Below are 14,393 nucleotides of genomic sequence, written 5' to 3'. Positions count from 1 at the left end.
AGGCCTCTAGACGATGGGGACACAAGGACAAGCAAGAAGGTTTTGGTGGAGCCTAGCGGGATCGAACCGCTGACCTCAACACTGCCAGTGTTGCGCTCTCCCAGCTGAGCTAAGGCCCCGTCTCAAAACGTGCGCGAATAATAATGACACCCCCCGGCCGTGTCAACTGTTTTACGGAAAAAATTCACATAAACAACAACTTACAACCACCACTCAAACAAAAAAGGCGGCTTAACAGCCGCCCTTCCCGTTCAACTGGTTGACGAACAGATCAACTATCAGCCTGTGCGTTCTCGATGGCGATAAGAAGCGACGTGTACTCTTTTTCGAGCTTCTTCAGCTTCTTCTTACCCGGTGCACCGAGCACATCAACGGCATGGCGCACACGAGCACGGCTCATGTCCGGCCCCAGCAATGCCATAGTATCGAGCACCGAAATAGTTGAAGACGTACCCGCAATCGCAATAAAGAACGGATAAAGAAAATCACGGATTTTCACATCCATCTGCTTCGCCAGCCCGAACAACGCCTGCTCAATGTTTTCTTTTTCCCAGTGACGAATTGCCTCAAGTTGCCAAAGGCCCATCTGGAGGATATTCGTCGTTGCTTCTGTATCGAGGACTTTGTGCTCAAAGCTTTCGGGTGTCAGAGGCGTCATGCCCGACAAAAAGTGCCCGGCCAGCGGCGCAACGTCAGAGAAAACTTCGACCCTTGGCTGTACATGCGGAATCAGCGGCAGAACATTTTCAGAACGGAAGCCCCACTGAGCGAACTTCTCAACGAACTGCTCAGGAGACAATTCACGCAGCCACAGGCTGTTAAGCCAGCGCAGTTTCTCTACATCAAATACCGGCCCACCCAGCGACACCCGATTAATATCGAAGTTACTGAACATCTCGTCACGGCTGAATTTTTCGCTCTCATCCGGCATCGACCAGCCCATGCGCCCGAGATAGTTCAGGACGGCCTCAGGCATAAAGCCCATGCGCTCGTAGAACATGATCGACGTTGGGTTCTTACGCTTACTCAGCTTGCTCTTGTCCGGGTTGCGCAGCAGCGGCATATGGCAGAGCTCTGGCATGTCCCAGCCAAAGTACTCATACAGCAGCTTATGTTTCGGAGCCGAACTGATCCATTCTTCGCCACGAATCACGTGGGTAATGGCCATCAGGTGGTCATCAACAACGTTGGCCAGGTGGTAAGTCGGCATGCCATCGGATTTCATCAGAATCTGAGCGTCGACTTGAGCCCAGTCCAGCTCAATCTCGCCACGCAGCATGTCTTTGACAAGACAAACACCCTCTTCCGGGACGTTCATACGCACAACATAAGGGGCACCCGCGGCTTCGCGCTCGTTCACCTCATCATCAGGCAATGCAAGATCAGATACCTTCAGAGCAGTTTGATTACCGCTTTCCTGCTTTTGCTGACGTAAGGCATCCAACTCTTCAGCGGTGCGATAACATTTAAACGCTTTGCCACTATCGAGTAGTTTCTGGACGTGCTCTTCATAGATCGCACGACGCTCGCTCTGACGGTATGGCCCGTAATCGCCACCGACATCAGGGCCTTCGTCCCAGTCCATGCCCAACCAGCGCAAACTGTCGAGAATCGCTTGCTCTGATTCAGGCGTGCTGCGTACCTGATCGGTATCCTCAATACGTAAAAGAAATTGCCCGCCGTGCTGGCGCGCAAATGCGAGGTTAAACAGAGCAATATATGCGGTACCTACATGGGGGTCGCCGGTAGGAGACGGCGCAACGCGGGTGCGGACAGTCATGGGGGATCTCGGTTAACTCAAAACTGCCGCGATTATAGAGAAATACTTGCCCGAATGCATGGCGAATACGGGGCGAATCCAGCGTCGCCCCAAAGATAATCAGCGTGCGACGGCTTCCTCAATTTCAGTGAGAGTGGCAATCACTTCCTGGCTCGCCGTCTCCATCGCCTCCAGGTACCCCAACATCGCATCCCGGTTACCCTCTCTATGAGCCTTCATAGCCTTGAATCCATTTTCATGCACACCCTTGTGCGGCGCATCAAGACGACGGTACGCACTGAGATGACTGTACTTTTCTCGCCCCTCACCTTCTGCGTACCACTTACCCAGACGGCACATAGTATGGTCGGCAAGTTCAGGCAGTTCGACGTCCTGGCTTTGGCTTATGGCTGCATAAACCTGCCCCTTCCAGACGATATGATCCAGTTTTACTGTCTCAAGAAAAGACTCCGCAGATGTCCGCTCAAAGCTCTGACACACCTGGCCGGCAACCTCGCCAACTTCGTTGATATGCGAAGATACAGTACCGACCTCCTCCGAGAGTACTGCGCCACGTTCACCGAGGGCAGCAATGCCGCGAGCAACGCGGTCAACTTCGCCTCCGATGGTAGAAATCAGGGCATCAATTTCTGCCGTCGCGTCAGCAGTGCGTTGCGCTAACGTGCGTACTTCATCCGCAACAACGGCGAAGCCACGCCCTTGTTCACCGGCACGGGCCGCTTCAATAGCAGCATTCAGCGCGAGTAAATTCGTCTGTTCAGAGATGCCCTTAATGAGACTGACGAAATCTTCAATCCCTGATGCCACTGATTTCAGCCCACCAACAGCGGTGGAGGCCTCTTGAGATTCATTCTGGATAATGTCGAGAGATTCGGTGAGGCGCCCGAGCGTTGTCGATATCTCACTGACACGCGCCAGTGAGGCCTGAACGCTTTGATTCTCTTCAGTGAGTCGGGTTGCCGAGCCAGCCATGGTATTGCGGATACTGTCGATTGCATCTGTAGAACTGAACCAGAGGGATTGAAGGTCTTTGACGTACTGATACTGCGTCAGGCCAAATTCACAGCGCATGTCAGCAACGACTTTAACTTTGTGAAGAAGCTCGTTCTCCTGCTCCAGCTTATGAATATGCGCGTCACATTCGGCGGATGGAATTGTCTCTACTACTTTTTTAGGCGATCGAAAGAACACGAGCAGCTCCAGAGTAATACTAAAAAGTTCATCATCCAGAAAGCTTAGTTGAGTTCAGGGGAAATGCTATCAAACGCGCTGGCCGTCAGGCCTCTGACTTACTGACTTCACGTTTCATAAAGTCTGCAGGCTTCTTACCCGTCCAACGCGTAAACGCCCGCGAAAATGACTGAGACGAGCTAAAACCGAGCAACTCAGAGAGCTCTGCCACTGAGTGACCACCCCGAGCGAAATATCCACGTGCGAAGCGCTCCCTGATAACGTCCATTTCTTTCTGATAGGTCGTGCCATCCTCAGCGAGCCGGCGGCGCAACGTACGCCCGCTCATGCCGAGTTCGCTGGCAGCTCGCTCCAGCGATGGCATTGCGCCGTACGAACGAACAAGAAAGTGGCGTAATCGAAGCGGTAAAAACTGCATTGCCCGTGTCGGGATACGCTGGAAAAGTGATTTTTCTGCCGTCATCGCCATTAGCCGGTTGGCCAGGGGTAATTCAAAATCCGCACTGCCCGACTTTCGGATTATCCGGGTCTGAGCACAATCAAACCGCACCGGGCATTTAAAATACCGTCGATATATATGTCCCCACTCGGGCTCAGGGTATGAGAACTCAACCGCGACAGGCTGAAGTTCAGGAACGCGACCCACCAGATCTCTGACAATGTTGTAAAAACTGATGCTATTCAGTTCCATAAAGTAGTGGGTATACGGTGCCAGAGATATGTTTTCATCGATGGCCAACCAAACAAGTCCATCAGCCTCATGCACAGACATCTCGAGAGGAGGAAAAAGCTCACGACAGAGGCGCGCAGTCATTTCACTGCACTCCCGCAGCGTTGGCTGAGTTACACAGGTCAGACCTGCCAGCCCATGATGCGACACCGTCATGATATTGCCCACAAACAAACCCAGATACGGCATATTCATATGCTGTACGGCAATATCTGTTAACCCAAGCACCTGTCTTGCTGTAAGAAAGCGCTCTGAGATATTGCCCTCTGCCAGGTTTACTCCCACGCGACGAAACATGTCCTGATGATCCAACCCCATAGAAACCTGCATTAGCTTATTTAGCTGGACGGCCCTCTCATCTTCACCATAGAGAGGTGCTGCCATTCCGACTTCAGGTTTCTGGGCGATATTAAAATAAGTAAGGATATGACCAAGGGGGATGCAGGGGGTATCAAGGTCCATAGGTGTTCCAGCCAATACGTCGATACCGGAACATAGCAATCAGCTAGTGAGAGTTCAATATTGGCGTCCATGCCTGTCAGACAGCCACTTCAGGCGCAGGGGCAAGAGCCGCATATGTAAGCGGCCCAAGGTAACAGAACGAGTCAGGATGCTTTAATATTGAACTCAGAGCCAATTCTGCGCGCTTCTTCTGCTGCACGACTTCTGATCCTGTCTTCATCCTCGTACATCGCTGAAATAATTCTCAGCTGAATACGCTGAGCCTTCTCAACGGACATTTCCTGATTCTCAATACGCTGAGGGATTCGCGACAGCACAGCCTCACTCAACTGTTCCTTCTCTCTTTCATCAGAAGCAATTTCGAGCGCTTCCAGCTGTTTGTTAAACCGAAGCAGATTTACCAAACGCAAAAGCTCCTGCTCAGGTTCAGCGTTGCGCCCTGCAACTGCTCTGAGCATCAGCCACTCAGCGGGCGATACAAAATCAGGCCGGCTATCCAGAGATTTCAGTTCACCGGCGTCGCCAGCCGTATCTCTGACCGCAGAGAGTGCCACACTCTGCATTTCAAGAAGCTGATCTGGCGTCATCGCGGCAAGATCCTTCTGGGAATACTCCGGCTTGCTGATCACTTTTACACTGGAGGAGTCCCGAACAACTTCTGAAATTACTGGAACCTCTGCCCTGAAAACATACAGGCCAGCGGCAATAGCGGCGACTGAAACAATGGCTACTTTCCACATACTTACCTCACTACATATTCAGCAAATGAAAGGCAAAAAACCGGGGAAGGCACAAGGCCCTCCCCGGCTCAAGCAACGATCCAAGGGGAGGATCGAATCAGAGACGGTCTGGTGCTGGTGGAACCAGACGGAAGCTGTATTCCTGACCTGGGCCTGCCACGAGAGCATTAAACAGAGATGTCATCCAACCACACTCAAGTTCTGCAAACTCTGTCTCACCTTCGAAGACGATACCGCCCGCACCGAAGTCAGCAATAGGCCCTTCCCAGTCAAGGTCAAAGTTCGCAGGCTCAGTGGTTTTACAGTTAAATGGCAGCTTCAGCCAACCGAAACCAGCAGCGTTAATAAGAACGTTTGCCTGTGTTGAACCATTAATCGCCAGAATGCCATCACGGCTCAGACGGTTAGTCGCTTCGATCTGACCAACAGGCTCTACTGACAGTGAAACGTCCAGATTGACCAGAATGTTCAGCTCGGCTTCGAAGTCAGGCACATACAAGTCACCTACAAGGCTCTCATCAGTGATGTTTGCATCCGCAGTAATGGTCGTATCTTCAGGAAGTTCAACCGTCTGATTCAGAGTCGCCAGCTGCAGCTCTGCATCCAGATTCCACTCGTCCAGAGTTACGATAAAGTCACCGCCACCCGGGTTCGCATTAGACACTGGGTTCTGCTTCAGGCTGTAACAGCTGTTACGCGGGTTCTGACCAGCAAAACGCTCATCAAGCCATGTAAGCACGCCAGGCGCTGCCTGGAACAAGGTCACGATATGCTCGCTTGGGTATACATCGTAAGTCACTTTATCGAAGCGACCGCAGTAGTCTCGCTTCAGTTGTACGCTCTGCTCAATCGGAATGAACTCATCCGCAGTACCGTGGTACAGAAGCACAGGAACGTCTGCACCATCTTCACCGAGGTTCTGGTCATTAATACGCTGGCCAATTGCTGGAACTTGCAGCAGCTCGTCCAGATCTTTGTTGCCTACAGTGTATGAGCTCAGTGAGTCGTTCATGTAGTCGAACAGAAACTCAAAAGTACACTTGGTTTTGTAGTCTTCAATAGCAGCCAGACCATTAGCACTTGCCAGGTCGTTCACTGGGATATCATCAGGGTACTGTTCAGACAGACCGATAATACCGCCCAGGAGGAATGAAGCACCGGTGCTGCCGTTAAGGTAATCAGCGACTACAGGGAAATCCGCCGGAGTACCACCAGAAGCAACACCTACCAGATCCAGGTCCGGAGCGTATTCATCAGCAATCTGACCTACCCACGCAGCCGTCTGACCACCCTGAGAGAAACCCCATACAGCAGCAGGAGCGTCAGCACTGATGCCAGCACGAGGAATCTGAGAAGCCGCGCGGAAGATATCGAGTGCAGCATGTGCCTGAGACTCACCTGCCAGATAAGTCGGTGTAGCACCTGTGGTGTAACCTTCGTAGTCAGTCACGAGAACGGCATAACCCTTTTCGAGAGCAGCACGAATGTTACGCGCTTCGTAATCAGTGCCAGCTCGCATCTGCATAGAAGGAGCACAGCTCTGCTCCAGACCATGAGTACCAACCGCGTAGCTCAGAGTAGGACGATCACCTGAGCCTTCCCAAGGCTTGCTGGAAACCAGAACGGTACCAGTGACAGCGTTCTGCGCACCCAGAGAATCAGTAGAGCGGTACATTACGTTGTAAGCTTTTGCCAGAGACGCACCAGCACCGAGGTTGACTGACGTTTCACGGTACCAGATCAGGTCACCATTCTGCGTAGTATTGATTGATGGAACTTCATAGAAGTCCATGCCGGATGGACCTTCAACAGCAGCGTTAGCAGCTAGCGGAGACAGCAGTGCTGCGCTCAGAGCGATGGTGCTTGCCTTCAATTTGAAGTCAGACATATGAGATCACCTTTGAATATCATTATTTTTATAATGGTCGGTAGATTCCGAACCTGTGATCTACTCTAAGTCGTTAACCCGACCGTCTGCTCGCATTTGCTGGACAGTCATCGGTCTGAAATGGCCACTATCAGATGGTGTTTTCGGCCACCTTCGACCGATGGCCATTTATGGTTATGTCCTGGCCTGAATTGACGCCATATACTCTTTTGGTGACATATCCGTCCAGCGCCGAAACGCCTTAGCAAACGCCGAAGAATCCGCAAAACCTAAGAGATGTGCGAGCTCAGTAATGGAATCTCCACCCCTGGCAAAATATTCACGAGCAAACTTCTGGCGCACGAAGTCGAGTTCTTGCTGATAAGAGGTTCCATCATCCTTCAACTTTCTTCTCATAGTTCGCCCGCTCATCCCGAGTTCACTGGCCGCATTTTCCAGGGATGGAAACGCCCCATAATAACGGATGAGCAACCTCCGCAAGCGCAGCGGTAAATACTTCATTGCGCGGGTTGGGATATTTTCAAAGAGCGACTTTTCGGCAGTCATCGCCATCAGGCGATTCGCAAGCGGGAGTTCATACTCAGCAAGCGATGCCTTTCCGATAATCCGCGACTGGTGACAGCCAAAGACAACCGGGCACTTGAAGTAACGCCTGTAAATGTGGCCCCATGCGGGCTCGGGATACCCCAGCTCCACTCTCACAGGCATCAGCTCCGGATCATTGGCCACCAGGTCGCGAAAAATGTTGTAAAAACTGACCATGTTGAGTTCCACAAAAAAGTGGGTGTAGGGCGCCAGTGACGTATTCTCTTCAATAGAGAACCAGCCCTCGTCACCGTCGAGGGTGATGCTCATCTCCAGCGGGGGAAACAGTTCGCGGCAATAACGTACAACTGCCTGACCGCAGTCCCAGAGTGTCGGTTGCGTCACCGCTGCAAGGCCCGCCATACCATGGTGGGAAACTGTCATCAGGTTGCCCATCGGTAAACCAATGTAGGGCATATCCAGGGCTTCAATAATTTGACCGACCAGGTTGAGCACCTGCCGGGAGGACACAAACATCCCAACACCATCTTCATCGCCTAAGTCGACGCCCGCGCGTGCATACATGGCCGAAGGCTCCAGTCCGGTGATTGCCTGCATCAGCTCATCGGGGTTCTCGGGAGTAATCCCCGTGCGCTTCATCAGCCAGTCGGCATCGACTTCGATGGACTTCTTCAGGTTGAAATAGGTCTGGATGTGACCCAGCGGTATGCATTTTGTGTCGAGATCCATAGTCCCTGCTGCGCTCTTGTTGTTTTTGCTTTGCGCTCACCACAAGAATACACGCCTGTTTTTCAGCGCGACAACATCCATCGGCCATAATTTCGGAGTAATGGCCACATTTAACCGAAACTGTGCCGCAAGAAACTTAAAGAATAGACATACAAAATGAGATTAGAGAGAAGAATCAGCAAGTCGCCGGCCAGAAAAAACCGATTCGGAGCACCACGGGTGGAGTGTGCGTTACGCACCTGAACGCCAGCCAATAAAAAACCCGGCCAATTGACCGGGTTCTTTGAATTAATGGCGGTGAGGGAGGGATGACTTACGCCCTTCGGGCCGTCGTCGCAGGCTCCGACGTTGTTTCGCTTCGCTCTACTCGAACCCAGCGAGGGTTCTCACCCTGCCCTCACTGGTCACTGGCAACCTGAACGCCAGCCAATAAAAAACCCGGCCAATTGACCGGGTTCTTTGAATTAATGGCGGTGAGGGAGGGATTCGAACCCTCGATAGGGATAAACCTATACACGCTTTCCAGGCGTGCTCCTTCAGCCACTCGGACACCTCACCTTGTTCGTCTACGTTGCCTGATAACAGGCTGTAAGTCGCACTTACGCGTGCTCGTTACCGTCGTCGTAAACTCCGACGTTCTCTGCGAGTCATCCAATAGGACACCTCACCAGCGCCGCGCACTATACGCATGGCACTGTACGAGGTCAACCATTACTGGCTAATGCCTTGTTTTTTAACTGATTTCACCGGTCCAGGCAGAGACGTATTCAGACAGGTCTACCTCAGGGACGGGTTTTGGCGTCGTATTAATATGGCCAACATAGAGGAAGGCTGTAATGACATCATCAGGGCGTAACCCGAGTGCTTTACGAACACCTTCACATTCGGCCATAGCGCCAGTGCGCCAGATAGCACCAAGCCCCATTGCGTATGCAGCGTTAAGCATATTCTGTACGCCGGCGCCCGTAGACAGTAACTGCTCATCCCGAGGGACCTTTGGATGCTCTTCAAGGTGAGTGATGCCGACGATCACCAAAGGGGCCCGTAGCAGCATATTCTTGACCTTTTTGGCTTTCTCCGGTGAGAGGACTTCACGGCCTGCCTGGTATTTATAGAAAATCTTGCCAAGCTCTTCTCTGGCCTCGCCTTCAATCGTGAGGTATCGGCTAGGCCTCATCCACGCGTGATCCGGGGCTCTCATTGCGGCTTTGAAAAGGACCTCTTTTTGCTCTTGAGTGATGTCAGGTCCGGTGAGCTGTGCCACCGACACTCGCTCGGTTATCGCTCTAATTGCGTCCATCAGGGCTCCAATGTATCATTACAGGCCATGCGTAGGTATTTACGCAGTATTGTGACAAATGGGTCAGGGTCTTGCCGTGTCGTCAGAATGTCTATATAAGTATGACTAAGGCAAAGTTATTAGTTCCGCCCCGCTCCGCCACATAATAATAAACAATCGGTGAAGTTACATGTCGAGTTCGCAGGCCCAGGCGCAGTTCCACGAAACGACGCTACCCAAACAAGATTATGTTGCACGGATATTCGGTTATGCAGTGGCAGCCGTCAGTATCTACACGGGCATTCATTTTGGATATTTCCCGGAGAGCAGCGATGGTATAGCGATGTTCGCGCTGCTGTACCCTCACCTTGTTTACTTCGCGAGCGGCCCTTTCCGACGTCGCAAAGCCTACACAACACGCCAATTTCTGATTCACGGAGATGCTCTGCTGTGTGGCATATTCCTAGGGCTCATTAATTTCCCGATTGAGATCGTCGTTCTCTTCGCGGTGATGATAAACACCAGTTTTATTGTCGTAGGTAGTCTCACTGCCTGGGCATTCTGCATTATTTCTCTGGTATCCGGCGCAGGCGCCGCCTACCTTCTGACTGGCTATACACAGCCTGCACCTGTTCCCTACGAAGTATTTGTTGCCACCGCAGCAGGTGTCGGATTTCACCTGGCTTTGACCGCACATAACAGTTACCGACAGGCACGCGACCTCATGCGATTAAAGATGAAGTTTCAGGGCCAGGTTGAGCGCTTCCAGGCCCTCTCGCATCAGGTATCTAAATACGTAGCACCTCAGATCTGGGAGTCAATTTTCTCTGGCCGCCGCCAGGTTCGACTCGAGACTCAGCGCAAGAAGCTCGTCGTATTCTTTTCTGACATTGTTGGGTTCTCGGCACTCTCAGAGCAAATGGAAGCCGAATCATTTACCGACCTGCTCAACACCTATCTGACCGACATGTCTCATATTGCCCTCAAGTACGGCGGCACCATCGACAAGTTCATCGGCGATGGCATTATGATTTTCTTTGGTGACCCTAAAACCAAGGGCACCAAGCGCGACGCCCTCGCCTGCGTTTCGATGGCGATTGAAATGCGCAACCATATGGAAGTGCTCCGCCAGCGCTGGGCAGATCAGGGCATATCTGCACCATTGCAAATTCGTATGGGGATCAGCACCGGGTACTGCACGGTTGGTAACTTTGGTACCGAAAGCCGTATGGACTACACCATTATTGGCAAAGAAGTGAATCTGGCTTCGCGACTTGAAACCGAAGCAAGATCAGGCGAAATTCTGGTATCGCAGGACACTTACACACTGATCCGCGACAAGATCGATTGCCGCAGTCGAGGCAACGCTATCGTTAAAGGTTTCCGCGACCCCATCCCTACGTTTGAAGTGCGTGATTACCGCAATCAGGATGACTCCAACGAACGCCAGTTTGTTAAAGAGTCTGAGGGATTCAGTCTTCGCCTCGACCGCGATCAGATGACAGAAGCTGAGCGACTGAGGACAGCAGAAACGCTGGAAAAAGCAGCTCGACGCCTGCGTTTGAACCAACCTGCAGACGCCGATGACGTGACTACTGACGTTGTAACCGAAAGTTCAACGCTTCGAAAGTTTCCTCTGTCGTCCGGAATGGATTGATATCCAGCCCGCCACGACGAACATAGCGGGCATACACCGTAAGGCTTTCAGGCGCACAACGTTGCTGAATATCACGAAATGTTCGCTCAACGCACTGCTCGTGAAAATCCTGATGCTGGCGCAGCGAGACCAGATATGCCAGCAGCGACGCCTGATCTATCTCCTGCCCCTTGTAATAGATGTAAATCGAACCCCAGTCTGGCTGGCCCGTCACAGGACAGTTTGATTTGAGCAGATGGCTGCATATCCACCCGTCGAACCGACTGTCAGAAACCACTGCCAGAAGATCCGGTGATGGTGTGTAAGTCGAAATATCGACGTCGACATCATCGATACAGTGGGCGTCCGGCGCGGACGGATATACGTAATTCATCCCATGAAAATCAACCGTTACCGGGCCGCCAGCCGCGCGGGATAAATCTCTCTCCATCACCGCCTTAACGTCAGATTCACTTTCAAATCGTGCCTGGTTAAATGAGTTCAGATACAACTTGAACGATTTAGACTCAACGAGAAACGGGCTATCAGACGGCACACGAAATTCCGCTACACAAACGACAGGCTTACCTTTCGCAGTTAACCAGGAAACCTCGTAGCCATTCCAGATATCAACGCCGTAGAAATCTATTTCTGAGCGATCATCTCCCGATGCCTTCCAGCTTTCGTTCCTATCGATAGGAAATAACAAACCGGCGTCATAGTGCTCGGGATATTCAGATGTTTTGCCGAGAGGATTAGTCTCACTGTGTACTGACCCCATAATTATTGCCTCATACCTGTACCCCGTCGCAGCAACCAGATGCTGTAACTACCCAATATAAGAATAAACAAAACCAGCATCCCAAACGCGACGTAAACATTAATATCCGTCACCCCCAGCACACCGTAGCGGAAGGTATTTACCATATAGAGGATAGGATTCAGTTTCGAAACATCCTGCCAGAAATCAGGCAGCAGGCTGATCGAGTAAAACACACCACCGAGGTAGGTCAACGGCGTGATAATAAAGGTAGGCACAATCGCAATATCATCAAACTTGGTTGCGAAAACCGCATTGATAAAGCCGCCCAGAGAAAAAAGAATCGCCGACAGTAAAACAACCCCAACCATCACACCAACGTGATGCACCTGCAGGTCTGTGAAGTACAGCGACAACATGGTAACGATCACGCCCGTTGCAACGCCACGGGCCACACCGCCAGCAACAAAGCCGAGAAGAATGGTGACGGGATAAACAGGAGCCACCATCATTTCTTCGATACTGCGCTGAAATTTATTACTAAAAAAAGACGAAGAAACGTTGCCGTAGGCGTTAGTGATGACACTCATCATAATCAGCCCAGGAACGATATAGGCCATATAGTCGACCCCGCCCATCTCACCAATCCGGCTACCGATCAGATTTCCGAAGATGATAAAATACAACGTCATGGTGATCGCAGGTGGCAATAAAGTTTGCTGCCAGATTCTCATAAAACGTCGAATTTCTTTGGTAACTATCGTCTGAAACGCTACCCACTGAACGCGCATCGGGCTCATGAATTACTCTCCCGTACCAGATTCACAAATAACTCCTCAAGACGATTCGACTTGGTTCTCATACTCCGGACTTCCAGCCCTTTTTCTGTGAGCATCGTGAATATGCGATTAATGCTCTGCCCTTTTTCTACCGTAACTTCGAGCGTCTCGTCAGCCGGTGAAGAAAACTCAAAGCCTTCCAACGAAAAACCCTCTGGTAACGATTCGCAAAGATCGAAAACAAAGGTTTCAGTCGTCAGCTGGCTCAACAATTCACGCTTACTCGTACACTGAACGATTTCGCCTTTGTTGATGATGGCGATATTCCGGCACAGCTGCTCTGCTTCTTCGAGGTAGTGGGTTGTCAGAATAATGGTCGTGCCTTTCTTATTGAGATCCTCCATGAATTCCCACATCGAACGGCGTAACTCAATATCAACCCCCGCGGTTGGTTCATCGAGAATCAGGACGTCGGGCTTATGAACCAGCGCCCGAGCGATCATCAAACGACGCTTCATACCACCAGATAACATACGTGATGGCGTGTCGCGTTTCTCCCAAAGATCGAGAGCTTTCAGAAGCTCCTCGGCATTCGCGCGAGCTTCAGAGGGCTTCAGACCAAAGTAACCCGCCTGAGTCACAACGATGTCGTAAACCTTCTCAAATTGATTGAAGTTAAATTCCTGAGGCACCACACCGAGTGAGCGACGCGCTTGAAAAGCATCACCATTCACATCGTGACCCATCACGTAAGCACTGCCAGAGCTCTTCTGAACGAGCCCAGACACGATGCCCAGAGTTGTCGACTTACCGGCACCATTAGGGCCTAGCAAGGCAAAGAAATCCCCTTTGGCAACTTCAAGCGTGATACCCTTCAGGGCCTCAAAACCGTTGCCGTACACCTTGGAAAGGTTTTCAACCGCCAGGGCTGCAACCATAAACTGAATACCTTCTGAGATAGAAAATGAATAACCGACTGAAATACCACCTCGAACTGCTGAACGAAACGCTTTCTCGTATCGAAAAGGCCGCAGCAAACGAGTCAGGGGTCATAGATGCCGACATTCTACAACAATTCCGTGACGTTATTGATCAGCTCACAGAACACAGGGATTCAGCCTACGACGCCGGGCAGGATCTGTTCAGCAAAATTGGCACACACCAACCACAATTAATGCCCGCCGTAGACCGCGCGCTGCTGTGGTTCTTTGGTGGAGAGTGCATGCACTTTCTCAGCGATGAAGAAATTACACGCTTTCAGCATCTCGATGAAATGGCAGCAGAGGCCGAAGCTGAAGGCAAAGAATACGACTACCGCTCTGCGGGGCGCAGCCTGCACTGATTCTTAGCAATCAGATTACGTATAGAAGGCATTGCACACGTTACTCAGGGACACGCCGTAAATACGTCCCTGTAGGCTCGGGTGCCGTATCCCCTCGGCACACGGTCCCCGAGCAACGCGCACAATACCTTTATCTCGCCGCAATCAAATCGCACGCAATAAAAAAGCCGGCTCATTTCTGAACCGGCTTTTTCGAATTTGGAGCGGGATTAAATCGTCGGGAACGATTTAACGCGAGCGAAGCGAGTCCGAAGGACGTGCACATGGATGTGCAACGCAAAGAGGCGTAGCCGACTGAACCGCGTAAAATGAAAACCCCCCTGCACTTGCGTGCAGAGGGTTTTGAATTTGGAGCGGGAAAGGAGGCCGATCGGACTGGCGCCCCAGCTCACGACCCTGGTCGGGAGTTGAACCGCTACAAATGCCAGACAATAAAAAAGCCGGCTCATTTCTGAACCGGCTTTTTTGAATTTGGAGCGGGAAAGGAGGCTCGAACTCCCGACCCCAACCTTGGCAAGGTTGTGCTCTACC

Annotated in this window: 13 protein-coding genes, 2 tRNA genes, 1 other RNA gene and 1 pseudogene; 2 read left to right on the top strand and 15 right to left on the bottom strand. The window is 51.5% G+C overall.

The features are described from left to right. Positions 1-43: 43 nt before the first annotated feature. The 11 genes and pseudogenes from B2R29_RS08855 to B2R29_RS08810 all read right to left on the bottom strand — a co-directional run bounded on the left by B2R29_RS08855 (position 44) and on the right by B2R29_RS08810 (position 9,366). Positions 44-119: transfer RNA gene (locus B2R29_RS08855), tRNA-Ala, on the bottom strand. 152 nt (positions 120-271) lie between these two features. Next, positions 272-1,780 (bottom strand): glutamate--tRNA ligase, encoded by a 1,509-nt coding sequence (gene gltX, locus B2R29_RS08850; RefSeq protein ID WP_301180720.1) that lies wholly within the window; start codon positions 1,778-1,780, stop codon positions 272-274. Between the two features lie 99 nt (positions 1,781-1,879). Then, the gene (locus tag B2R29_RS16960; protein WP_414716608.1) at positions 1,880-2,260 is read right to left on the bottom strand and encodes a CZB domain-containing protein; all 381 of its coding nucleotides are present in this window, start codon (positions 2,258-2,260) and stop codon (positions 1,880-1,882) included. Between the two features lie 39 nt (positions 2,261-2,299). Further along, a pseudogene (locus B2R29_RS16955) lies at positions 2,300-2,548 on the bottom strand (methyl-accepting chemotaxis protein); the annotation flags it as partial. A 508-nt stretch (positions 2,549-3,056) separates the two neighbouring features. Continuing rightward, the gene (locus B2R29_RS08840; RefSeq protein ID WP_301180718.1) at positions 3,057-4,163 is read right to left on the bottom strand and encodes an AraC family transcriptional regulator; all 1,107 of its coding nucleotides are present in this window, start codon (positions 4,161-4,163) and stop codon (positions 3,057-3,059) included. Positions 4,164-4,306: 143 nt separating this feature from the next. Then, positions 4,307-4,903 carry a hypothetical protein gene (locus B2R29_RS08835; protein WP_301180717.1) on the bottom strand — a complete coding sequence of 199 codons (597 nt, stop codon included), beginning with the start codon at positions 4,901-4,903 and terminating at the stop codon, positions 4,307-4,309. Between the two features lie 97 nt (positions 4,904-5,000). After that, positions 5,001-6,791: a lipase family protein gene (locus B2R29_RS08830; protein WP_301180716.1), complete on the bottom strand. Its 1,791-nt coding sequence runs from the start codon at positions 6,789-6,791 to the stop codon at positions 5,001-5,003. 174 nt (positions 6,792-6,965) lie between these two features. Continuing rightward, positions 6,966-8,066 carry an AraC family transcriptional regulator gene (locus B2R29_RS08825; RefSeq protein ID WP_301180715.1) on the bottom strand — a complete coding sequence of 367 codons (1,101 nt, stop codon included), beginning with the start codon at positions 8,064-8,066 and terminating at the stop codon, positions 6,966-6,968. 292 nt (positions 8,067-8,358) lie between these two features. Beyond that, a non-coding RNA gene (locus B2R29_RS08820) (RtT sRNA) lies at positions 8,359-8,477 on the bottom strand. Positions 8,478-8,534: 57 nt separating this feature from the next. After that, a tRNA-Ser gene (locus B2R29_RS08815) sits at positions 8,535-8,624 on the bottom strand. A gap of 175 nt (positions 8,625-8,799) precedes the next feature. Continuing rightward, positions 8,800-9,366: a nitroreductase family protein gene (locus tag B2R29_RS08810; protein WP_301180714.1), complete on the bottom strand. Its 567-nt coding sequence runs from the start codon at positions 9,364-9,366 to the stop codon at positions 8,800-8,802. Between the two features lie 169 nt (positions 9,367-9,535). Here B2R29_RS08810 and B2R29_RS08805 point away from each other — a divergent pair, with 169 nt between their 5' ends. Beyond that, positions 9,536-11,002 (top strand): adenylate/guanylate cyclase domain-containing protein, encoded by a 1,467-nt coding sequence (locus tag B2R29_RS08805; RefSeq protein ID WP_301180713.1) that lies wholly within the window; start codon positions 9,536-9,538, stop codon positions 11,000-11,002. Here B2R29_RS08805 and queF read toward each other — a convergent pair. From queF to B2R29_RS08790, 3 genes are read right to left on the bottom strand one after another with little or no spacing between them, the layout of a single operon-like run. Further along, complete coding sequence (gene queF / locus B2R29_RS08800) at positions 10,938-11,762, bottom strand: NADPH-dependent 7-cyano-7-deazaguanine reductase QueF (RefSeq protein WP_301180712.1); 825 nt, start codon at positions 11,760-11,762, stop codon at positions 10,938-10,940. The genes B2R29_RS08805 and queF overlap by 65 nt on opposite strands. A 2-nt stretch (positions 11,763-11,764) precedes the next feature. Further along, a complete protein-coding gene (locus tag B2R29_RS08795; RefSeq protein ID WP_301180711.1) occupies positions 11,765-12,541 on the bottom strand; it encodes an ABC transporter permease in 777 nt (258 codons plus the stop codon). After that, on the bottom strand, positions 12,538-13,458 hold the full coding sequence (locus B2R29_RS08790) for an ABC transporter ATP-binding protein (RefSeq protein WP_301180710.1): 921 nt from the start codon (positions 13,456-13,458) through the stop codon (positions 12,538-12,540). The genes B2R29_RS08795 and B2R29_RS08790 overlap by 4 nt, the downstream gene beginning before the upstream one ends. A gap of 26 nt (positions 13,459-13,484) precedes the next feature. On the opposite strand from B2R29_RS08790, the gene B2R29_RS08785 reads away from it, so the two are divergent. Next, on the top strand, positions 13,485-13,862 hold the full coding sequence (locus tag B2R29_RS08785; RefSeq protein ID WP_297532588.1) for a PA2817 family protein: 378 nt from the start codon (positions 13,485-13,487) through the stop codon (positions 13,860-13,862). A gap of 209 nt (positions 13,863-14,071) precedes the next feature. Here B2R29_RS08785 and B2R29_RS08780 read toward each other — a convergent pair. Beyond that, positions 14,072-14,393 (bottom strand): hypothetical protein (locus tag B2R29_RS08780; protein ID WP_301180709.1); only part of this gene is annotated, 322 nt, incomplete at its 5' end.

Source organism: Thalassolituus sp. UBA3500, from assembly GCF_002377545.1.
GTDB lineage: Bacteria > Pseudomonadota > Gammaproteobacteria > Pseudomonadales > Oceanobacteraceae > Thalassolituus.
Note: the sequence above shows the minus strand (reverse complement) of the source record. Positions and strands in the feature narration are given on the sequence as shown.